Consider the following 20,319-nt stretch of genomic DNA (forward strand, 5'->3'; position numbering starts at 1 on the left):
ATTTTTCGTGAGGCCTGCTGCTTTTATTATAACTGAGGAATAAAGGGGGATTTATAAAGTCCCTTTGGTACTTGGAAGTTGATCCAAAGCATCAAGATCCTTCTTAACCGCCATTTTGATTGCTCTTGCAAGCCCTTTAAAAATGGCTTCTATTTTATGGTGTTCATTGTCACCTTCAGCTTTTATATTCAAATTACACTTGGAGGTGTCACTGAAAGACTTAAAGAAATGGTAGAACATTTCGGTAGGCATGTCACCAATTTTTTCACGCTTAAATTCTGCTTCCCAAACGATCCAAGGACGTCCTCCAAAATCTACTGCAACTTGGGCCAAACAATCGTCCATAGGAAGTAAAAAGCCGTACCTATAGATACCTTTTTTGTCTCCCATTGCTTTCAAATATGCTTCCCCAAGCGCTAAGCCTGTATCTTCGATGGTGTGGTGCTCATCTATATGTAAGTCTCCCTCTACCTTTATTTCGAGATCACAACCGCCATGCTTTGCAAGTTGATCCAGCATATGGTCAAAAAATGGAAGACCGGTACTGATACTGCTATTTCCTGTTCCGTCAAGGTTTAATTTAATGTCTATATTGGTTTCCGCTGTCTTTCTTACCACTTCTGCTTTTCGGGGAGGAAGTTGCAAAAATTCATATATTTTATCCCAATTGTCTACAGAAATATCTGCCTCTTTTACCTCTTCTTTTCCTAAAAAAACAGATTTTGCGCCAAGGTTTTTCGCTAGGGTTACATCGGTCTCTCGATCTCCAATTACATAGGAGTTTTCTAAATCAAAGTCTCCATTGAGGTAAGCAGTAAGCAAAGCTGTTCCCGGTTTTCTCGTAGGGGCATTTTCATGCTCAAAAGTCTTGTCAATATGGATGTCCTTGAAAATAACACCCTCTTGTTCCAATGTTTTAAGCATTTTAAATTGAGCCGGCCAAAAAGTCTCCTCAGGAAAGGAATCTGTTCCCAAACCGTCTTGGTTGGTCACCAAAACCAATTCAAACTCTCCATCTTCTGCAATCTTTACCAAGTTGCTGATTGCTCTGGGGATGAATTCAAGTTTTTCCAGGCTATCTACCTGATAATCAGTAGGCGGTTCTTTAATAATGGTACCATCTCTATCTATAAATAATAGCTTTTTTTTCATGCTTAAATTTGTTCAAGTGGTTTTAGTATGGACTTGTAGGACCTCTTTCAACGCCTGAATGAATTGCTTGTTTTCCTCTTCATTACCTACTGTTATACGCAAACAATCCTCACAGCGTTGAACCTTTGACCGGTCTCTTACAATAATCTTTTCTTCGATTAGTTTTTGGTAAACTTGATTGGCATTCGGAACTTTTGCCAAAAGAAAATTAGCAGCTGAAGGATAAACCTTTTCCACTTCAGGAACTTGTTCCAAGGCAAATTGTAACTTCTCTTTTTGTACCAATATTTCCTTTACCATGTCTTCCAATAACTTGGTGTTTTCCAAGGCCTTCAACACGGTTTCTTGGGTCAAACCACTGATATTATAAGGTGGCTTGATTTTATTAAGTATACCAATGATCTCTTTGGACGCATAAGCCATTCCCAAACGCAATGCGGCCAAGCCCCATGCCTTTGAAAGTGTCTGCATGACGAACATATTGGGATAATGGTTTAGCTCTAAACTGAAGCTAGGTTCATCACTGAAATCAATATAGGCCTCGTCTATCACCACCAAACCATCAAAATTGGTAAGAATTTGATAGATGGATTGGCGTAAAACTTTATTTCCACTAGGGTTATTTGGAGAGCAAATAAAAATAATCTTCGTGAATTTGTCCGCAGCCTCCAATACCTTTTCTACCTCAATCTCAAAAGAAGCGGAAAGGGGTACTTTTTTGGTTGCTACATCATTGATACCAGCACTTACTTCATACATCCCATAAGTGGGTGGCATGATAATGACATTATCTACGCCCGGCCTACAAAAGGCCCTGAACAGTAAATCTATGGCTTCATCACTTCCGTTACCAAGAAAGATATTTACAGGGAGGACTTGTTTTATTTCACCTAACTTTTCTTTTAGTTTTGATTGGTAAGGATCAGGGTAGCGATTAAAGGCTTGCTTAGAAACTGAGCCCAAAGCATTTTCATTGGCATCAAGGAAGACGCCATCTTTCCCTGTATATTCATCTCTGGCAGAGGAATAAGGCCTTAGAGAGGCAATGTGTGGCCTTAGTAATTTCTGAAGATCAAATGCCATTATTATTTATTTTTTTTAGGTAATTCAAACGTATGCTTACTGCTTGTTTGTGCGCCATAAGCTGTTCGTTTTCAGCCATAACCTCTATCACAGGGCCCAATCCTTTCAATCCCTTTTCAGTGATTTTCTGATATGTGATCTTCTTTACAAAACTGTCTAAAGAAACACCGGAAAAGCTTCTTGCATAACCATTGGTAGGTAAGGTGTGATTGGTGCCTGAGGCATAATCTCCAGCAGACTCAGGGGTGTAATTGCCGATAAATACAGAACCGGCATTAATAATTCCTTTCACTACATTGTCTTCATCTTCAATATTAAGGATAAGATGTTCAGGAGCATATTCATTGATTAACTCCAAGGCGGTATTTCTCTCATTAATCACCACTGCCAAACTATTTTTCAAAGCCTTTTCTGCCGTTTTTTGTCGGGGAAGTTCTTTCAGTTGTATGTCTACCTCCTCTATCACTTTGTTTACAATGGCTTCTGTGGGGCAAACCAAGACCACCTGACTGTCTGCACCATGCTCTGCTTGTGAAAGTAAATCAGCAGCAACAAATGCAGGAATGGCGGTTTCATCCGCATAAACAAGGACCTCAGAGGGGCCTGCAGGCATATCAATGGCTACACCTTTTTTTGCGGCCAGTTGCTTTGCGGCGGTGACATACTGATTTCCTGGACCAAAAATTTTATCAACATTTGGAACAGTCTCGGTACCATAGGCTAAGGCAGCAATGGCTTGAGCTCCTCCGGCTTTAATCACCTTGGTGATGCCCACCAGTTTGGCAGCATATAATATGGCCGGGTGGACTTGTCCTTTTTGATTAGGGGGAGTACAAAGCACGATCTCTTGGCATCCGGCCAGTTTTGCAGGTATGCCAAGCATCAATACCGTAGAGAACAAGGGGGCAGTGCCACCAGGTACATATAAACCTACCTTTTGGATAGCTACGCTTCTTCGCATACATGTCACCCCATCCATAATTTCAGTACTCAAGTCCGGTGTTTCCTGTAGTTGGTGAAACTTTTCAATATTGGATTTGGCTGTCTTTATGGCGCTCTTTAGCGATTTGTCAACATGCTTACCTGAGTTTTCTATTTCTGAAGGATCCACCACGATGGAATCTATTTCCACATGATCATATTCAAAAGCAAATTTTCGTAAGGCTTTGTCTCCCTGACGCTTTACTTTTTTCATGATCGGTTTCACGATCTTTTCTATGTCCTTCGTTTTTTGAACAGGCCTTGCCAGTTCTTTTTTCCAACTTTTTTTGCTTGGATTGACCAGGATTTTCATACGCTTTGAATTTTGTAATGGGAACAATACCTTTCCCAAAAATGAATGGGGAGCTAATTGTCCATCAGTTTACAATCGATTCCTAAATTAGCATTTTCTCGATGGGAACAACCAAAATACCCTGTGCTCCTGCTTTTCTTAATTCTTCAATGTTCTCCCAGAATTGATCCTCACTAATGACTGAATGAACTGAAGACCAACCTTCTTCAGCCAAAGGCAATATAGTTGGACTTCTCATTCCCGGGATTAGAGATAAGATCCTTTCCAAGGAATCGTTGGGGGCGTTTAGCAAAACATACTTGTTCTTTTTGCCTTCTTGCACAGCTCCCATTCTAAAAAGCAATTTCTCTACAGTAGCTTGTTTTTCGGAATTGATGTCTTTATTACTAATTAGTACAGCTTGGGATTGAAAAATTTCTTCTACCTCCTTAAGCCCATTCATCATTAATGTGGAGCCGGAGCTGACTATATCACAGATGCCTTCTGCAAGTCCTATACTTGGGGCAATTTCAACAGAACCACTGATTTCATGGATGTCCGCATTAATGTTTACCTTTTTTAAGAAATTTCCTAGGATTTTAGGATAGGAGGTAGCAATGTTTTTCCCCTCAAAATAATTTATTCCGGAGTAATCTTCTCCTTTAGGTATTGCCAATGAAAGTCGACATTTTGAAAAACCCAACTTTTTTAAGACACTTACATTCTTGTCTTTTTCTACCAGCTCATTTTCGCCTACTATACCTAAATCAGCTATTCCGTCTGCTACGTATCCAGGGATATCATCATCTCTTAGAAACAAAAATTCTATAGGAAAGTTGGTGGATGAAGACTTTAATTTACCTGTGCCGTTATGAAATTTAATGCCACATTCTTTTATGAGTTTAAGAGAATCGTCACTTAAACGACCACTTTTTTGAACGGCAATCCTGATAATGTTTTCCATGGAATTATGTATACAATAAATACTAGAATAGTTTTCGTTTGATTATTTCCCCCTGAGTAAGGGATGAATGGGAGGGGGATTTGCTATTAGGAGCAATGATGACCTGCATGATGCATATTCGCATTTGCCGGGGATAAAAATATTGTGGTGTAGCGGAAACTTCCTGATGTCATCATAGTATTGCAAATTTAGTCAGCTATTGCAAACTTGCAAAATAAAATGCTGATTACTGTGATAAAAAAAGCCTCTTTTTGAGAAGTTTAGTGTGGGAAAAAGTAAAGGCTTACTTTGGACTTGCAATTTGATCTATTACAGTAAATTCAAGTCTGTCTTTTGACCCTATCAAACTTATGATGCTTAAGTTTAGTTTTAAATTACAAGGTAATACAGGTGATAATACATTGGTCTATTCTGAGATAGCAGGATAAGCATTTCATTTAAAAAAATATTGAGCCAGCTCGATTGTGGTTTGATTCACAAAAAAACCACGGGATAAACCCGTGGTAAAAAAGTAAGTTTTTGCTGTGGCTTAGCTAAAGAAAAGTTGAAAATTAATTTTGAATTATTGCCGTAGACTAAAATTAAAAGTAAAAAAATAGTTTAAAATAAATTAATTGTATTGGTAAAACTCATTGACAATTTTATCATAATTGATAATGTCTTTGTATTGGGTGTTTCGCTTTATTTTTTCGATTGATTTTTTCAAGACCATCTTGTTGATTTTATAAAGGGTTAAATCAAAACTGGACATGGGCTCGTCAGAGGTCAATACCCTAGAATATAAGTTTTGGTTTACATTTTCTTGCAAGTAAGATTTTATCAGTTCCAGCATATTTTTTGCTTTTTTGTTATCCATCCAGTCAAAGAATTTTTGATTCTTTTTTGTAACAATAGGCTTGGCTTTCCTTAACCATTTTTTATTGATCTCCATCTTTTGCTCTATTATTTTATAAATATCAGTCAGGTTAAAAGGAATGACCTGATCATAATCACTTAATACGGATGTTAAAGTGCTCTTAATGGATAAGTCGATAAAAATCTTTGTGTCAAGAAAATCATGCTCAAAATATTGAAGTTGTAGCAATCGATCTGCATCTTCTAAAGTAGAAATTAGGATGTCATTATCAACAATGACATTTTCCACGCTTTCCATCGGTTCAAAAGTGAAATTGTGCAATTCTTCTCCTTTAAAATTGAGGCATGAAGTTATGGTTTTGTCCACAATAGTTATTTTTCCGTAGCCATTATTGGAAAGGTTTTTGTAAATTCTTTTGCTCAATGCGTTGAAGCCAATGATCGCAATTTTAGGTCTTTTGACTTTGTTTATCAGTTCCGTAAGTAAATCAGATACTATATATGAGATTGAAAAATTAGGCAATTGATAATCCACCTGATTTTTAAGCATCTTATCGGTGCTGACTATATTTTCCCACCAATGTTCCAAATATTCTCCGATGGTTCCATTATCAACAGCAAATTCGTAGGCTTGGGAAAATTGGGGAAATAAGGGAGTGGTCCCATAATTGGAGGCTTGCACTCCAAAACACAATTCTGAAAGGTGAATAAACAACTTTTCTTCATCAGAAGTTTGGTTGAATTCACTTTTAATTGGTAAAACAGTACCGGATTTACAGGCCGTTATCGCCTCAAAAATTTTGTACTCTAAATCAAAATTACTGTAGTATAAAATTTCTATCCTTTCGGGCAGGGATAGAATAAAAGATTCTTGAATCTCCGGCCATGACTTCAGCTCTAACATCAACTGTTTTGTTTCCTCAAAGTCCAAATAAAATGCATCACTCTTCAAATTGTATAAATTTGTACTAAAGCTCAATAATCTAAACTGTCCCATCATGCCTTTCTATATTTATCGTTTAATGCTAAAAAACTTACGTATTCTAAGATTTACCGGATCTACCGATTATTAAAAGTTTGTAATCAAATGTAAAAATAATATAGAAGCAACTAATAAATAGTCGATTAACCTCGAAAAGGCATCGGTTAAATTGTCTATTCTGTCGGTGAAATATTTTTGAGGAAATGCTTTTTGGGAATACTATACAAAAAATAAAAGTCCGGAATTATCCTCCGGACTTTTTGGCTTTATACCCCATACCAATCAAATAATCAATTACTTTTTCTCTTTGGTCTCCTTGAATAAGAATTTCGCCATCTTTGGTATTTCCTCCTACCCCACACTTCGCTTTTAATTCTTTACCAAGGGATTTTAAATCATCTTCCTGCCCTATAAATCCAGCTACAAGGGTGACTTGTTTGCCACCTCTGGACTTTTTATCCAACATTACTTTCAAATTTTGCTGCTTGGGTGGAAGCGTAGTTTCATTCCCCTCGTTTTCCAGATCGAAATCAAAGTTATCTGCGGTAGAATAAACTACTCCATCTCTTTTTTTCCAATCATTGCTTTTTTTTCTACCCATTTATTATCAATTTATTATTTAAACTTCATCGTCCACACAGGCTTTTTGGAGCTGTTGACCACATCTTCTGCTATACTTCCTCCCAGTAAATGCAAAAAGCCTGTTCTGCCATGTGTAGCCATCGCAATCATATCTGCATTCACAAATTCCGCAAATTCATTGATTCCTTCTTCTTCGCTATCTCCATTGAATATATCTATTTCAGCATTTTCCAGCTTGTTTTCTTTGATAAAATCTTTGATGTTTTTCATCGACACAATGGTTTTTTCAAAAGAATTAGGTGTGTTAATTTTCACAAGTCTAATTTGTGCACCCAATAATTCTTGTAAATATTTCAGTTTCTTGATCACCTTTTTGCTATTATCACTGAAATCACTTGCAAAGACGATTTTCTTAATCGCATCTGCACTAATTTTCTCTTTGACAGTAATAACAGGGCAATCTGAATGCCTGACCACCTTTTCAGTATTTGAACCAATCAATAATTCTTCCAAGCCGCTGGATCCCTTAGAACCCATAATTACCAAATCTGCTTTAACCTCAGCTATTTCTCCGGCTATGCCCACATAGGGATTACCGAAAGTCAAGTTTGTGCTAAATTGATAGGGTTTACCTGCATGTTCTTCTTCCAACTTCTTAAATTGCTCCTTCCTTTTATCGGTCAAATCAACCATATAAGTTTTATCCAAAAAGTTTTCTCCCATGGTTACTTCTCCCATTGTATTGAAGTTTTGAGAAGTTGGAATCTCTAGAATATGTATCAACTTGAGACTGCAAGCGGCTTTGGTAGCTATTTCTTGTGCTAATTCAAAGGCATTATTAGCCTCTTCTGAAAAATCATAAGGTACTAAGATACTTTTCATAGACATGATCGGATGCTGTTTAAATTAAGAATCAATTAAACTATATAAAAGTAAACAATTATGAGCACAAAAAAGATCGATGAATTAAAAAATCAGCCAACCTATACCAAAAAATAAGACACAAAATAAAGTAGACATTGCCATTACTTTTAAATAGGGATCTAATTTTTCCGGAGTTTCAAATTTAGCTACAGCCCAGCCGGTTTTTAATATTGAAGGTGCCATCAATAGATATGCCAAAGCTCCATAGGCGTGTTCAATGAACACAAAAATCAGTAGTAATACCAAGGCACTAATGATTAATCCCCAATGGTAGTTTTCTGCAGCCTTTTTTCCGATTCTCACTGGGATGGAAAGCTTACCTGCTGCTTTATCAGACTGTATATCTCTAATATTGTTTATATTTAATACTGCTGTACTCAATAAGCCTATTGCCGCTGCGGGTAACCACAATGTTGGTTCAAAGCTAAGGGTGTGTAAATAATAGGTGCCCATGACACCCACACAGCCAAAAAACAAGAATACTGAAATGTCTCCTAAGCCGGCATATCCATAAGGTCTTTTCCCGGAAGTGTAAGCTATTGCAGCAACAATGGCCAAAATACCTATGCCTAAAAATAGTAAAAATAAATAAATATCCGCCAAGGCAATGTACAAGAGACACAAACCACTTAACAAAGAAAGAATAGAAAAAATGATAACGGCTACCTTCATTTCTGCGGGTTTGATAAGCCCGCTTTGCACAGCTCTAATAGGCCCTTGTCTACCTTCATGGTCTGCTCCATTGACACTGTCTCCATAGTCATTCGCCAGATTAGACAAGATCTGTAATAGGGTGGTAGTAATTGCTGCCATAATCAAAACCGACCATCTAAAACCGGATTTTTGATACGCAATAAAACTTCCCATGAATATACTTGATAAGGCCAAGGGAAGTGTCCTCAATCGAAGAGCGTGGATCCAAGCTTGCTTTTTGGTGGAAATGGTCAATTTTATTGTCTTTAGGCTAGTAAAAGGATGTAGGTGCGTTTTTTAAAGGGGATTCACCTAAATTTTGTCAAGGGTATTTTTGAAATGGCGTATTCAAGTACACTTAGGCTTCAATTAATTCAATAATCTCCTTATCCATTGGCTTAACTTTTGAAGGAAAGAACTTTACCAATTCCCCTTTTTCATTGATAAAGTATTTGCAAAAATTCCATGAAGGCTCTTCATTGTTCCAGCCATTTAATTTTTTGTCTGAAAGCCATCTGTATAATGGGTGTTTGTCTACACCTTTCACTGAAATTTTTTCAAAAATCGGGAAAGTAACCCCATAATTCTCTGAACAGAAAGATTTGATATCTTCACTGGTTCCCGGTTCTTGGCCTCCAAAATTATTGGCGGGGAAAGCCAAAATTGTTAGTTTCCCCTTATATGTTTCATACAGTTTTTGCAACTCCTCATACTGCGGAGTATACCCACATTTGGAGGCTACATTTACAAGCAATAATTTTTTACCCTTGTATTCAGAAAGTTTGACAGGTTTGCCATCAATATTATTTAAGGTAAAATCATAAATACTATTGTTTTCGAGCAATGCCCCTATACTGTTGTTTGCCATATTGTGATCATTAAGAGGGATGTTCGATTGGCTATTCCACAGCGGAAACTGTAAAGCTACCACTGAAATTGCGAAGGCTAAGAATATTGATTTCATGGTTACATTTTTTGTGGGACATCTATACCTAATAACTTCATACCTGCATTGATTGTTTTTGCAACTTGATCAGACAAAGATACCCTAAAGGCTTGTACTTCATTTTTTGCTTCACTAAATATAGGTAGATCTGCATAAAATCTGTTGTACTCCTTGGCTAAATCAAATAAATATTGTGCAATTACAGCCGGAGACAACTCCTCTGCTGCCAAAGCAATTTTCTTTGAATAGTCTGAAAGCATATATACCAATTGTTTTTCTACTGTCTCCAAGGATGCTAGACCTTCAAAATTATTGCTGCGGTAATCCAGACCGATCTGGTCTGCTTTTCTTAGAATGGCTGCTATTCTGGCATGTGTGTACTGAATAAATGGTCCGGTATTTCCTTGAAATTCAATAGATTCTTTAGGGTTGAATAGCATTCTCTTTTTGGGATCTACTTTCAGTAAAAAGTATTTGATGGCACCTAAGCCAAGCATTTCATAGAGGTTTTCTGCCTCATCCTGAGAAAAACCTTCTATTTTACCCAATTCTTGAGTGTGCGTACGAGCAGTGTCCACCATTTCTTGGATCAAATCATCGGCATCCACTACTGTTCCCTCTCGGGACTTCATCTTGCCTGAAGGTAAGTCAACCATTCCATAAGAAAGGTGATGCAAATTGTTGGCATACGGACGCTCCAATAACTGCATGATCTTGAACAAAACCTCAAAATGATAATCTTGCTCATTGCCTACTACATAAACAGATTTGTCTATGCCATGGTCTTTAAACTTAAGGTCTGCAGTACCCATATCTTGGGTCATGTATACAGAGGTTCCATCTGCTCTTAATACCAGCTTTTCGTCCAGGCCCTGATCGCTCAGATCAGCCCACACAGAACCATTTTCTTTTTTAAAGAAAACTTTTTTCTCTAAGCCTTCCGTTACAATGTCTTTTCCTAGCAAGTAGGTGTCGGATTCATAATAATACTGGTCAAATGACACCCGCATTTTATTATAGGTTTCATTGAAGCCATCGTAAACCCAATTGTTTAATTTTTTCCAAAGGGTAACTGTCTCTTCATCTCCTTGTTCCCATTTGACCAATAAGTCCTGCGCTTCTTTCATCCAAGGGGCTTCCTTTTTGGCCTCTTCTTCTGTCTTCCCTGTGGCCACAAGTTCCGTTATTTGTTTTTTGTAGGCTTGGTCAAATAAAACATAATACTTGCCTACCAAATGATCTCCTTTCATCCCGGCCATTTCCGGAGTCTCCTCATTTCCCAATTTCTGGTAAGCCACCATGGACTTGCAAATATGTATTCCTCGGTCATTTACAAGGTTGGTTTTAATTACCTCATAACCATAGGCGCTGAGAATATTGGAAACAGAAAAGCCAAGAAAATTATTTCGTAAGTGTCCCAAGTGAAGGGGTTTGTTGGTGTTTGGAGAACTATATTCTACCATCACCTTCTGATTTCTAGGTTCAAAATGACCCGGGGCTTTTTCTTCCCTCATTTTTGACAAAAGCTCAATCCAAAAAGCAGAGGAGAGACTGATGTTAAGAAAGCCTTTCACTACATTAAAATCAGCAACAGAAGGGTGATTTTCTTTTAAAAAATTACCGATTTTTTCTCCGGATTGTTCCGGAGAGCTTTTGGTAACCCTCAGGAAAGGGAAAAGCACAAAAGTATAACTACCTTCAAATTCTTTTCTGGTAGCTTGAAGGCTTAGGTCTTCACTTTCTACCTTATGATTAAATAGTTGCTCAAAGGCCTCGGCTATTGTCTTTAATATGCTTTCTTGTATTTCCATGGTATCAATTACTTCCTAATTATCGAGGCGCAAATATAAGGTTTTCCTTTCAAAGAGGAGAGGGCTGGGCTTAAATTATATGGAGAGGGTTTTAGACGATAACCACTTGCTATGCTTGATATGAAACTGGAGAGTGGGAGGGAGAATTTTCACTTCTTATACTTGAAGCCAAAGCATTTGAAAACTAGGGACTTAATGGATAGATTTATTAAATAGCATTAATAGGCTAAAAAGAGGATGTCAACTGATTTTCCCTTGATCCCAAACCTTGGAATGTTTTGGGGCAAAGAGCTATTACAGAATTATAACGTTAAGAAAGAAAAAATCAGTAACAATCCACAACTATAAGACTAAGTATTTCGTAATAAAATGCGATTAGCTTTACCTAACTAAATAAGTAATAAAATTCATAAAGTTTAACCAGGTCTATAATATGAAACACTGTCTCTTATTGCTCATTTTTATTTCCGGGATCTCTACTGCTTTTGCGCAATTTGAAAAAGGAGATCGGTATGTTGGGGGGAATTTTGGGCTTTCCCTAAATAAGGCAGAGAGTTCAACTACAAACCGTTCCACCTATCTCGCTATAAACCTTAGTCCAAATTTTGGTTACTTTATTAGTGACTTGTCTGTCATCGGCATCAATCCTCAGGTTAATCTTTATTGGAATAAAAACATTACATCAAATAACGAGAAAATCAGTTCCAATACAGTTTCAGGCGGTATAGGCCTTTTTTTTAGAAGATATTTTCCGGTGGTCGATAATTTTTACTTTTTTTTAGAACCCAAAGCCACCTATAATTCATCCTTTGAAGAGGAAAATAAGCCCAGATCATTTGGATTATCTTTATCCCCTGGAGCATCCTATAAAATTAGCCCCAAATGGATGGTAGAAGCTACTTTGGGTGGTCTGGTTTATCATAAGTCATATAATTCTTCAGGAGCAAATCAGGAATATGATGATACACGGTTTGCTTTAGATTTAATTACCGCCAACAGCATAGGAATCATTTATTTTATTAATCAAAAAGACCAATGAAAAAGTTCTTAATCTTTTTTGTTTGCTTGGGGTTTTATTCCATGGGTCAAGAGGCAAATGCCCAGATTTCGCAAGGAAATCATTCTGTGGGCTTGGAATTCGGATGGAGTGATAGATCTGTAGATTTACCTGATCAAGAAAACCAACAGAATGATTCCTTCAGTTTAACACCTAGCTATTCTTATTTTATTAAAGATCGGCTCAGTATCATAGGTGGTGGTAGTTTTTATAAAAGGAGAAATAAAAGGTTCAACCAAAATCCCAATTCTTCTGGGTGGGAAAGAAAAGAATGGGATGTTTTTGTGGGATTGAGAAAACACATTGAAATTCGCCCCAAGTTGTTTATGATAGGCACCTATGGACTCAGGTATTCTTGGACTGATAATTTTACAGAATCAGTAATTGAGGATGGAGAGGGAGTTAATTTTTCCCGGCAGAAAGTAAATCAATTTGGCCTGTTTGGGAATTTGGGACTGGCTTATTTTCCCAATGAAAAATTTAGCTTTGAATTAATATTTATTGAAGGCCAATTCTATAGGATTGGTAATAAACGCATATGGGATGGTCAAAATAATAATTACCAAGACAATGGATGGGGGCTGGAATTAGATGGATTTCTGGACCAACCAAGCCTGGCAGTAAGGTATTACTTTTGAATAATATAAATAGTAGTGATCAGTTGGATCAAATAAGTGATGCCCCTTTTTAGATAGGAGGGGCTTAAAGTCTACTATTAATTTTGCTGTCTCAAATGATCCAAAGTTAGTTATCCGGTTAAGTGAATCTGATTAACCATTAATTTCAGTTCAGGGATTAGGACTAATTTAATTTTAAACCTTAAAAATACGGTAAAATAGCGATGGCGTTTTTAATTTTTCCACTATATCTCTATTTCTAAAGTTCAATCAATTTAACTTTTCAAATTAAAAATATGCTTTTTAAATAATAAATATGCCTTTTATGTATTTGTGTATAAAATGTTAATGTTATTTACAGTGTGTGGTTTTGGCTCCACATATTTTGAATTCATTGGTGCTAACAAGTTTTCAAATACTTTTTTAAAACACTGCTTAAAATTGCTTTAAAGCCCTATTTAAGTAAAATTTCATCTTTTAATTATTATTTGGCATCAGTATTGGCTAAGAATAGTTGTAAATAATACGTGAATAGTATTGTTTATTTAACTATTATTTTAACCATAAATATCCAAATTATGAAAAAGTTAATTTTAAGTGCCGCCGCAATGTGTGTATTTGCTTTTGCAAATGCAGGAACTACTGTAACACCACTTTCTCAAGAATGGTACCAGGAAACAACCAAAATTGATCCGGAAAACCTTCCTGAGAAGGTAAAAGAAGCGATTCAAAATGATTTGGAATTGAAAGACCTGAAGATTTCAGAAGCACATCGAGTGACCGAAGAAAGTATGGTAAATTATCTGGTGAAGTTTGAATCCAATACACCCGGTGAAGAAATCAAAAAGAAATTTGATGCCATGGGTAAAGAAATTTTGAAAATGAAAGCCCCATTGGAACCGGTAAATAAGTAAATATTTCAGATTTAATAATCTATTATATCTAACCTAATTGCAAAAAAAGCAGTGGTCTATGGCCACTGCTTTTTTTATTTCACCCAAAGAAATCAAACAATGGTTTATTAATTATTGGGGTTTTGGTTTCTAAATATTCTGTATTGATTGTTAATCTCCCTTATTGACAACCCTTGATGAATGAGCAATTGGTTTCTGAAATGTAAAGGTTCTTTTTTACTTAGCAAGATGGGTTCCTTACCGGGGAAAGCCATGTTTTGCATGCTGTTTCTCTTTCTAAGGATCCATCCTTGATAGGAGGGGAGTTGATCAGGTTCACCCATGATCACTACCCCCGGATCATTAGGCTCCTTTTTTGTGATATTGATCCAATCACCTGCAGAGACGGGTAAATTGTCTGGAGTTACTGTGCCGTTTTCATCATAAAAGCCTACAGTTTCTGATAATTTTAGCCTCGGAGAGAACCCTCCATAACCTTTTGCATCCTCTGATCCACCTATACGCACACCGGAAACAAGCGGTTTTAGGGTAATGTCAAAAGTTATTTTGTAGACTTGATTTCCAGTAGGTTGGTAGGTGATGGTGGTATTTTCTTCAATAATCTTCTTATTTGAAATTTTATTGGCTTTCCATATTACTTTGACAGCTATGGTTGCAGAATTGTTTGGATGGATTTCTGTTTTGATTTTTTTTACATCCCATTCAACACCATCGCTAATCCATGGATCTGCAATTCTCAAATCATCTATCCATAGTTGGTGCCAGGTCCAAAAAATTCCTCTGTGATGTAAATGGTCATCAGGGAAGTCTTCCGTAACGATCTCGCCTTTGGTGTCGAAAACCGGGTGAAGGTAGTTGGCCCTTGGGTATTCTCCATTAAGGCTAATCATTTCCTTTTGGTAAAAAAACCTTGGCTTTCCGTCTGAAAGTAACAATACCCCATCTTCCTTTTCTTCAAAAGTAAGAATTTGTGCAGCAGCTGAAGGTACTTCGGCAAATAGGAATATAGCTGTAATTAGGAAAAAGGTACTTGATGCAATAAATAGGGATTTCATCTGAAAATAAAATGGTTAGTTGTTTATAAATGTAAATGATAAGCCTGAGCTAACCAAGTGTCTATTTCATTAGAGGAAAAAGAAAATAATATAGTTTGGGTAAAAGGTGTTAGCTTAGATGCCAAAGGCCAGGCATATTTGTGATGGGAAGATAAAGTAGATTATCTAATAGGCAATCTACAATTTGGAGTAAGCTATAATTGGGTTTAAACAAAAAAAGCGGAGAAAATTTTTAATTTTCTCCGCTTCAGTATTTGTAAAAGCTGTTTATTTCCGTGAAATAGCTCTTTTTGCTGCTTCAACAATGTTCTTGGCATTCAAGCCATATTTTTCTAATAGTTCTTCAGGCTTTCCTGACTCACCAAACGAATCGTCTACACCAATAAACTCCAAAGGTGCAGGTTGGTTTCTTACAAGGGTTTGGGCAATGCTGTCATTCAGACCACCATTGAACTGGTGTTCTTCTGCACTTACTGCACAACCTGTTTTCGCTACGGAAGCCAAAATAGCTTCAGTGTCCAAAGGTTTGATGGTGTGGATATTGATTAGTTCCACAGAGATGCCTTCAGCCCTAAGGATTGCTTCTGCTTCCACCGCTTCCCAAACAAGGTGTCCGGTAGCAAAAATGGTAACATCAGTACCTTCAATCATTTTCCAGGCTTTTCCAATTTCAAATTCCTGGTTTTCAGGAGTGAAAATTGGCCATTTTGGTCTGCCAAATCTTAGATAAACGGGACCTTCGTGTTCAGCGATGGCAATGGTGGCGGCTTTGGTTTGGTTGTAATCACAAGGGTTGATTACTGTCATATGGGGAAGCATTTTCATCATGCCCACATCTTCCAGGATTTGGTGGGTTGCTCCATCTTCACCGAGGGTAAGACCGGCATGGGATGCACAGATCTTCACATTTTTATCGGAATAGGCCACAGACTGTCTGATTTGATCATAAACACGCCCTGTAGAAAAGTTCGCAAATGTTCCGGTAAATGGGATTTTTCCTCCAATAGTCAATCCTGCTGCTGCACCGATCATATTGGCCTCTGAAATGCCCATTTGAAAGAAACGTTCAGGGAATTCCTTTTGGAAAGCCCCCATTTTCAATGAGCCAATAAGGTCTGCACAAAGTGCGACTACATTTTCATTCCTTTTACCGGCCTCAAGTAGACCATCACCAAATCCGGATCTGGTGTCCTTTTTTTCGGTGTAAGTATATTTTGTATCCAATTTATTTTCCATTATTCAAAATTTATAGATCTATTATCACCGAAATCAATAATCTCCAAGTGTTTCTTTCAACTGGCCAAGGGCGTTTTCAAGTTGCTCATCGTTAGGAGCTACCCCATGCCATTTGTGGGTACCGGCCATGAAATCTACCCCATAGCCCATATCAGTGTGCAATAGGTTCAATACAGGTTTGCCCTTTCCTAGCAAGCTTTTTGCTTTTTCTAGTCCTTCGACCACACTTGCCATGTCGTTACCCTTTTCGGTTTCAATGACTTCCCAACCAAAAGCTTCCCATTTGGCTTTTAGATCTCCTAAATTCATGATGTCCTTGGTAGGGCCATCTATTTGCTGACCGTTAAGGTCTATGGTCGCAATCAAATTGTCTAATTTATGGTGAGGAGCACTTAAAGCAGCTTCCCAAATCTGCCCTTCTTGTTGCTCGCCATCACCCATAAGTACGTAGACATTTTTCTCATCTTTGTTGATTTTTTTGGCCAGCGCTGCACCAATGGCAACGGATAAACCTTGTCCCAACGAACCTGAAGCTACTCTTATACCCGGTAGGCCTTCTTCTGTAGCCGGGTGCCCTTGCAACCTGCTGTTTAATTTTCTGAAAGTTTTCAGCTCACTTGTATCGAAATAACCGCTTCTGGCTAAAACACTGTACCATACTGGGGAAATATGTCCGTTTGATAGGAAAAATAGATCTTCACCGGTTCCATCAAGGTCAAAATCCGGATTATTCGTCATTTGGTCAAAATACAGGGCGACGAAAAACTCAGTACAGCCCAAAGATGCTCCCGGGTGACCTGACTGACAGGCATGCACCATTCGTAAAATATCTCTTCTTACCTGGGAGCCAATTGCTTCTAATTGTTCAGTTGATTTTTTTTCCATTGATTTGGAATTATTTAATAATTTGATTGGTGTGTTCCTTTGTTTTTACTTTGGAAATAATTTCTTCAATTATTCCCTCTTCATCAATAATGAATGTGGTTCTCGCAGTTCCCATGTATTTTCTACCGTACATGTTTTTCTCTACCCAGGTACCATATTTTTCATGGACGCTTTTGTCCTCATCAGCGATCAATGGAAATGGTAAATCGAATTTCTCAATAAACTTTTTATGAGATTTTTCTGCATCCGAGCTTATTCCTAGCACTACATAGCCAGCTTTTTGAAGACTTTCATAATTGTCTCTCAAGTTACAGGCCTGGGCTGTGCATCCAGGGGTGTTGTCTCTGGGATAAAAGTATAAAACTACTTTTTTACCTTTGAAATCGGACAACTTGATAGGGTTCCCATCTTGGTCCTTGGACTCAAATTCAGGTGCCGTTTGGCCTACTTCTAATGACATAGTTGTGGCTTTATTGTTTGATTATTGATTTAAGGGCTTAAATATCGGAATAAATTAAATCTTTCCATTATAAATGGCCTCGTTATTTGCTCGATCTCTTACTTTTAAGACTACTTCGCCTTTTAAAGTGGTTCCGGGAAGTGGGGCAGACCAAATAACAGCTTGCTTGTGTTCGTACTTCATCTGTGTCCATTTTCCATCCACCCAGGCTTCAAAATCCTTAATTCCAGATAAACTGTCTTTGATCACAAACCTTATTTCCCTTCCATTGACCCGTGTGGGACGAATGGTAGGTGGAATGGTGTCCGTTGCCAATACAAAATTTCCTAAAACCCTGGTATTGAAATTAATGAATTGCCCTTCCCATTTTCCTCCCAGAAATTTTCGATGACCATTTCTATACAATTGGTACATATGGGTTTTTGACTTGTCCCCCATATAGTCCCCCATATTTGCCTTCACAGAAATCGAATGCCAAAGGTAATCAAACTGATCATTTAAACTCAAGCCTTTCATTCCTTTGTCTTCAAAAGTATCGACCCTTAAATAAAGGTCTTCCAGAAGGCTTTCTTCCTCAAAAAGAATTTTCACCTCTCCATTGTCAATAAGCGTTTCCTTTCCTGCAGGAATTTTGGCAATCACTCCCGGGAAAATGGTTTCAGAACATAGATTAATCGAGTCGGGAATTCCCAAAGCCATGTCCCATAGGTAAGTGCGTTTATTTTTACCTGCATAGGCATAAGGCAATTCCATGTTTAGGCCATGAACATGAACTTGAGCCAGGTCTCCGTCTTCAGCTTCACTACTGTTAATAATTAAAACATTCTCCAGGTATGCTATTTGTTGTTTTCCTGAGGTGTAATTGGTGCCCTTTAGCGTAGTAGGTGCTATTTCACCTAAAAACTCAATTTTCAGTTTGGAGGCATTAGAATAGGCATCCAATAGATTAACCGTAATGGACTTTTCTTCACCGGGTAATGCGGAAATGGCCCCACTTAAAACAGTGTCCGGCTCATAAAATGAAAACTTGTTGTTGGGTTTTTTATACAAGCGCGTATAGCGATTCCGATAGGTATGTAGGAGAATATGTCGGCCTATGTTAAAATCTATTTCATTGACTTCTGCTCTAAATATTTTTTTATCAGCCTCATAGATTTCAAAGATTGGGAAGCCGTTTCTATTGTACATCTCATCCAGCTGGTCATAAGCAAGGATTTCAATGCCCACCTTGCCGGAGATTTTAATGGTTGGTTGCACTTGAAAAGCACCGGAGCTGTAGATCAAAGAAAATTCTTGCCTGCGATACATGCCATTCACCCTGCTTTCGGGAGTCAAAGGACTAATGGCTACCCTCCGTACGATGGGGGAGGTGTTGTCTACGATTTCCCTGAAACCGGCATGTAATGGATCAATTGCCCGGTTGAGGGAATCTCGGATTTCAAAATGTAGGTGCGGTCCACCCGAAGATCCTGTATTGCCGGAATAAGCGATGGTATCCCCTTGAGAAATGGACAACTCCCCAGGTTCAGGATTGTATTCCAATTCATTTTCTCGGGCTTCGTAGATTTTTTGCTGCATGTATTCCGCAATAGGGGAGGCAAAATTCTTCAGATGGGCGTAAACAGTGCTTGTACCATTGGGGTGATTGAGGTAAAGCACATTGCCATAACCAAATGACGAGACTTTGATTTTGGCAACATATCCTTCGGCTGAAGCGTGTACAGGCAATCCTTGCCTACCTTCTGTTTTTATGTCAAGCCCTGTGTGGAAATGATTGCTCCTGATTTCACTCATGTTTCCGGCGAGGAAATTTTGTTCACCGGGTTTGATAGGAAAGAGGTAATAGCCTTTCTGAGTTTGTGAGAGAAAGACAAGAGAAAGCAATACAAATAGTAAGGTGTATAGGGAATTATTTAACTTCAAAATCCAACAATTTTTCATCTTCCACATATGCCTCCAGTCTATCTCCAATGTTCACCTTGCCTACTCCGGCAGGTGTTCCAGTATAGATAAGGTCACCTGTTTTCAAGGTGAAAAATTGAGACACATAGGCGATTATTACATCAAAAGGAAATAGCAACAGTGAAGTGTTTCCTGTTTGGCGCCTTTCCCCATTGATGTCAAGGTGAAAGTTGATATTGGAAATATCAGGAAAATCGCTGATCGGTTTAAATTGCCCTAATGGAGCAGAGCCATTAAATGCTTTGGCGATTTCCCATGGAAGGCCTTTTTCCTTGCACTTTTGCTGCAAATCACGGGCGGTAAAGTCTATGCCAATTCCAATTTCATTGTAATATTTGTGGGCAAACTGTTGTTGAATGTATTTGCCTTCTTTGTTTATTTTAAGGACCAATTCCACTTCATGGTGGATATTGTCAGAATATTCCGGATGATAAAAAGGGGCATTGTCTTTTAACAAGGCCGTATCCGGTTTCATAAATACAACCGGTGATTCGGGTCTTTCGTTGTTAAGCTCTTCTATATGTGCCGCATAATTTCGGCCTATGGCAATTATTTTCATCTTCAAAGAAATAATAGTATGGGTTGCAAAGAAAGGGATTATAGGTTGATTTTAAAAGAGGCTTTATTTAATCGGGAAAAAGTTTAGAAATTGTTTTAGAATTTATCCTGCTGGCTTAAAATCAATTAGCCCTCTTTTCCGACTAAAGCGATAAAAAAGTCCCCTTTTTTCTTGTTTTGGTTTTGTTAAATTGAAGAATATTGGTTTATATTTGCATCACTGATCGGGAAGCGGTCGGAATTGATATTTAGTTATGGTTTTGAAAGCCCGTATTTATCCTGTTTTAGGATAGTATAAAAGGTTTATTAA

The 20,319-nt window shown here is 37.8% G+C and carries 19 protein-coding genes; 3 read left to right on the plus strand and 16 right to left on the minus strand.

Annotation, left to right across the window (positions count from 1 at the left end; translation table 11 throughout):
• Nucleotides 1-51: 51 nt before the first annotated feature.
• From hisB to argS, 10 genes are all read right to left on the minus strand, one after another.
• Nucleotides 52-1,152 (minus strand): bifunctional histidinol-phosphatase/imidazoleglycerol-phosphate dehydratase HisB, encoded by a 1,101-nt coding sequence (hisB, locus tag ACYVHJ_RS23415; protein ID WP_460520030.1) that lies wholly within the window; start codon nucleotides 1,150-1,152, stop codon nucleotides 52-54.
• 12 nt (nucleotides 1,153-1,164) lie between these two features.
• Nucleotides 1,165-2,235, minus strand: a complete 1,071-nt coding sequence (gene hisC / locus ACYVHJ_RS23420; RefSeq protein WP_460520034.1) for a histidinol-phosphate transaminase — start codon at nucleotides 2,233-2,235, stop codon at nucleotides 1,165-1,167.
• A complete protein-coding gene (hisD, locus tag ACYVHJ_RS23425) occupies nucleotides 2,225-3,529 on the minus strand; it encodes a histidinol dehydrogenase (protein ID WP_460520037.1) in 1,305 nt (434 codons plus the stop codon). The genes hisC and hisD overlap by 11 nt, the downstream gene beginning before the upstream one ends.
• An 82-nt stretch (nucleotides 3,530-3,611) precedes the next feature.
• Nucleotides 3,612-4,472, minus strand: coding sequence for an ATP phosphoribosyltransferase (gene hisG / locus ACYVHJ_RS23430; protein WP_460520040.1), 861 nt, complete (start codon nucleotides 4,470-4,472; stop codon nucleotides 3,612-3,614).
• Nucleotides 4,473-5,082: 610 nt separating this feature from the next.
• Nucleotides 5,083-6,327: a Rossmann-fold NAD(P)-binding domain-containing protein gene (locus ACYVHJ_RS23435; RefSeq protein ID WP_339905127.1), complete on the minus strand. Its 1,245-nt coding sequence runs from the start codon at nucleotides 6,325-6,327 to the stop codon at nucleotides 5,083-5,085.
• Between the two features lie 226 nt (nucleotides 6,328-6,553).
• Nucleotides 6,554-6,910, minus strand: a complete 357-nt coding sequence (locus tag ACYVHJ_RS23440; protein ID WP_303612308.1) for a translation initiation factor — start codon at nucleotides 6,908-6,910, stop codon at nucleotides 6,554-6,556.
• 14 nt (nucleotides 6,911-6,924) lie between these two features.
• The gene (locus tag ACYVHJ_RS23445; protein WP_460520045.1) at nucleotides 6,925-7,773 is read right to left on the minus strand and encodes a universal stress protein; all 849 of its coding nucleotides are present in this window, start codon (nucleotides 7,771-7,773) and stop codon (nucleotides 6,925-6,927) included.
• A gap of 84 nt (nucleotides 7,774-7,857) precedes the next feature.
• On the minus strand, nucleotides 7,858-8,769 hold the full coding sequence (locus ACYVHJ_RS23450; protein WP_460520383.1) for a 1,4-dihydroxy-2-naphthoate polyprenyltransferase: 912 nt from the start codon (nucleotides 8,767-8,769) through the stop codon (nucleotides 7,858-7,860).
• A gap of 97 nt (nucleotides 8,770-8,866) precedes the next feature.
• Nucleotides 8,867-9,472 carry a glutathione peroxidase gene (locus ACYVHJ_RS23455; RefSeq protein ID WP_460520048.1) on the minus strand — a complete coding sequence of 202 codons (606 nt, stop codon included), beginning with the start codon at nucleotides 9,470-9,472 and terminating at the stop codon, nucleotides 8,867-8,869.
• A 2-nt stretch (nucleotides 9,473-9,474) separates the two neighbouring features.
• Nucleotides 9,475-11,265 carry an arginine--tRNA ligase gene (gene argS / locus ACYVHJ_RS23460; RefSeq protein WP_460520051.1) on the minus strand — a complete coding sequence of 597 codons (1,791 nt, stop codon included), beginning with the start codon at nucleotides 11,263-11,265 and terminating at the stop codon, nucleotides 9,475-9,477.
• A 433-nt stretch (nucleotides 11,266-11,698) separates the two neighbouring features.
• On the opposite strand from argS, the gene ACYVHJ_RS23465 reads away from it, so the two are divergent.
• The 3 genes from ACYVHJ_RS23465 (at nucleotide 11,699) to ACYVHJ_RS23475 (ending at nucleotide 13,853) form a co-directional block, all read left to right on the plus strand.
• Nucleotides 11,699-12,304: an outer membrane beta-barrel protein gene (locus ACYVHJ_RS23465; RefSeq protein WP_460520054.1), complete on the plus strand. Its 606-nt coding sequence runs from the start codon at nucleotides 11,699-11,701 to the stop codon at nucleotides 12,302-12,304.
• The gene (locus tag ACYVHJ_RS23470) at nucleotides 12,301-12,960 is read left to right on the plus strand and encodes a hypothetical protein (protein ID WP_460520057.1); all 660 of its coding nucleotides are present in this window, start codon (nucleotides 12,301-12,303) and stop codon (nucleotides 12,958-12,960) included. Before ACYVHJ_RS23465 ends, ACYVHJ_RS23470 begins: the two co-directional genes overlap by 4 nt.
• Nucleotides 12,961-13,517: 557 nt before the next feature.
• The gene (locus tag ACYVHJ_RS23475) at nucleotides 13,518-13,853 is read left to right on the plus strand and encodes a hypothetical protein (protein WP_339905388.1); all 336 of its coding nucleotides are present in this window, start codon (nucleotides 13,518-13,520) and stop codon (nucleotides 13,851-13,853) included.
• A 107-nt stretch (nucleotides 13,854-13,960) separates the two neighbouring features.
• Here the strand turns inward: ACYVHJ_RS23475 and ACYVHJ_RS23480 are convergent, their stop codons facing one another.
• The 6 genes from ACYVHJ_RS23480 to ACYVHJ_RS23505 form a co-directional block, all read right to left on the minus strand.
• A complete protein-coding gene (locus ACYVHJ_RS23480) occupies nucleotides 13,961-14,908 on the minus strand; it encodes a DUF6807 domain-containing protein (RefSeq protein WP_460520062.1) in 948 nt (315 codons plus the stop codon).
• 267 nt (nucleotides 14,909-15,175) lie between these two features.
• Complete coding sequence (locus ACYVHJ_RS23485) at nucleotides 15,176-16,144, minus strand: transketolase family protein (RefSeq protein WP_339905384.1); 969 nt, start codon at nucleotides 16,142-16,144, stop codon at nucleotides 15,176-15,178.
• Between the two features lie 33 nt (nucleotides 16,145-16,177).
• Nucleotides 16,178-17,029, minus strand: coding sequence for a transketolase (locus ACYVHJ_RS23490; protein WP_460520065.1), 852 nt, complete (start codon nucleotides 17,027-17,029; stop codon nucleotides 16,178-16,180).
• A 10-nt stretch (nucleotides 17,030-17,039) separates the two neighbouring features.
• Nucleotides 17,040-17,489, minus strand: a complete 450-nt coding sequence (gene bcp, locus ACYVHJ_RS23495) for a peroxiredoxin (RefSeq protein WP_460520068.1) — start codon at nucleotides 17,487-17,489, stop codon at nucleotides 17,040-17,042.
• A 54-nt stretch (nucleotides 17,490-17,543) separates the two neighbouring features.
• Nucleotides 17,544-19,412, minus strand: coding sequence for a M23 family metallopeptidase (locus ACYVHJ_RS23500; RefSeq protein ID WP_460520071.1), 1,869 nt, complete (start codon nucleotides 19,410-19,412; stop codon nucleotides 17,544-17,546).
• Nucleotides 19,399-20,010, minus strand: a complete 612-nt coding sequence (locus ACYVHJ_RS23505) for a fumarylacetoacetate hydrolase family protein (RefSeq protein ID WP_339903792.1) — start codon at nucleotides 20,008-20,010, stop codon at nucleotides 19,399-19,401. Before ACYVHJ_RS23505 ends, ACYVHJ_RS23500 begins: the two co-directional genes overlap by 14 nt.
• Nucleotides 20,011-20,319 lie beyond the last annotated feature (309 nt).

It is taken from the genome of Cyclobacterium sediminis (genome assembly GCF_054781075.1).

Coding starts and splice junctions, on each gene's coding strand:
- hisB (WP_460520030.1), bottom strand. CDS start 1,152: ATGAAAAAAAAGCTATTATTTATAGATAGAGATGGTACCATTATTAAA.
- hisC (WP_460520034.1), bottom strand. CDS start 2,235: ATGGCATTTGATCTTCAGAAATTACTAAGGCCACACATTGCCTCTCTA.
- hisD (WP_460520037.1), bottom strand. CDS start 3,529: ATGAAAATCCTGGTCAATCCAAGCAAAAAAAGTTGGAAAAAAGAACTG.
- hisG (WP_460520040.1), bottom strand. CDS start 4,472: ATGGAAAACATTATCAGGATTGCCGTTCAAAAAAGTGGTCGTTTAAGT.
- ACYVHJ_RS23435 (WP_339905127.1), bottom strand. CDS start 6,327: ATGATGGGACAGTTTAGATTATTGAGCTTTAGTACAAATTTATACAAT.
- ACYVHJ_RS23440 (WP_303612308.1), bottom strand. CDS start 6,910: ATGGGTAGAAAAAAAAGCAATGATTGGAAAAAAAGAGATGGAGTAGTT.
- ACYVHJ_RS23445 (WP_460520045.1), bottom strand. CDS start 7,773: ATGAAAAGTATCTTAGTACCTTATGATTTTTCAGAAGAGGCTAATAAT.
- ACYVHJ_RS23455 (WP_460520048.1), bottom strand. CDS start 9,472: ATGAAATCAATATTCTTAGCCTTCGCAATTTCAGTGGTAGCTTTACAG.
- argS (WP_460520051.1), bottom strand. CDS start 11,265: ATGGAAATACAAGAAAGCATATTAAAGACAATAGCCGAGGCCTTTGAG.
- ACYVHJ_RS23465 (WP_460520054.1), top strand. CDS start 11,699: ATGAAACACTGTCTCTTATTGCTCATTTTTATTTCCGGGATCTCTACT.
- ACYVHJ_RS23470 (WP_460520057.1), top strand. CDS start 12,301: ATGAAAAAGTTCTTAATCTTTTTTGTTTGCTTGGGGTTTTATTCCATG.
- ACYVHJ_RS23475 (WP_339905388.1), top strand. CDS start 13,518: ATGAAAAAGTTAATTTTAAGTGCCGCCGCAATGTGTGTATTTGCTTTT.
- ACYVHJ_RS23480 (WP_460520062.1), bottom strand. CDS start 14,908: ATGAAATCCCTATTTATTGCATCAAGTACCTTTTTCCTAATTACAGCT.
- ACYVHJ_RS23485 (WP_339905384.1), bottom strand. CDS start 16,144: ATGGAAAATAAATTGGATACAAAATATACTTACACCGAAAAAAAGGAC.
- ACYVHJ_RS23490 (WP_460520065.1), bottom strand. CDS start 17,029: ATGGAAAAAAAATCAACTGAACAATTAGAAGCAATTGGCTCCCAGGTA.
- bcp (WP_460520068.1), bottom strand. CDS start 17,489: ATGTCATTAGAAGTAGGCCAAACGGCACCTGAATTTGAGTCCAAGGAC.
- ACYVHJ_RS23505 (WP_339903792.1), bottom strand. CDS start 20,010: ATGAAAATAATTGCCATAGGCCGAAATTATGCGGCACATATAGAAGAG.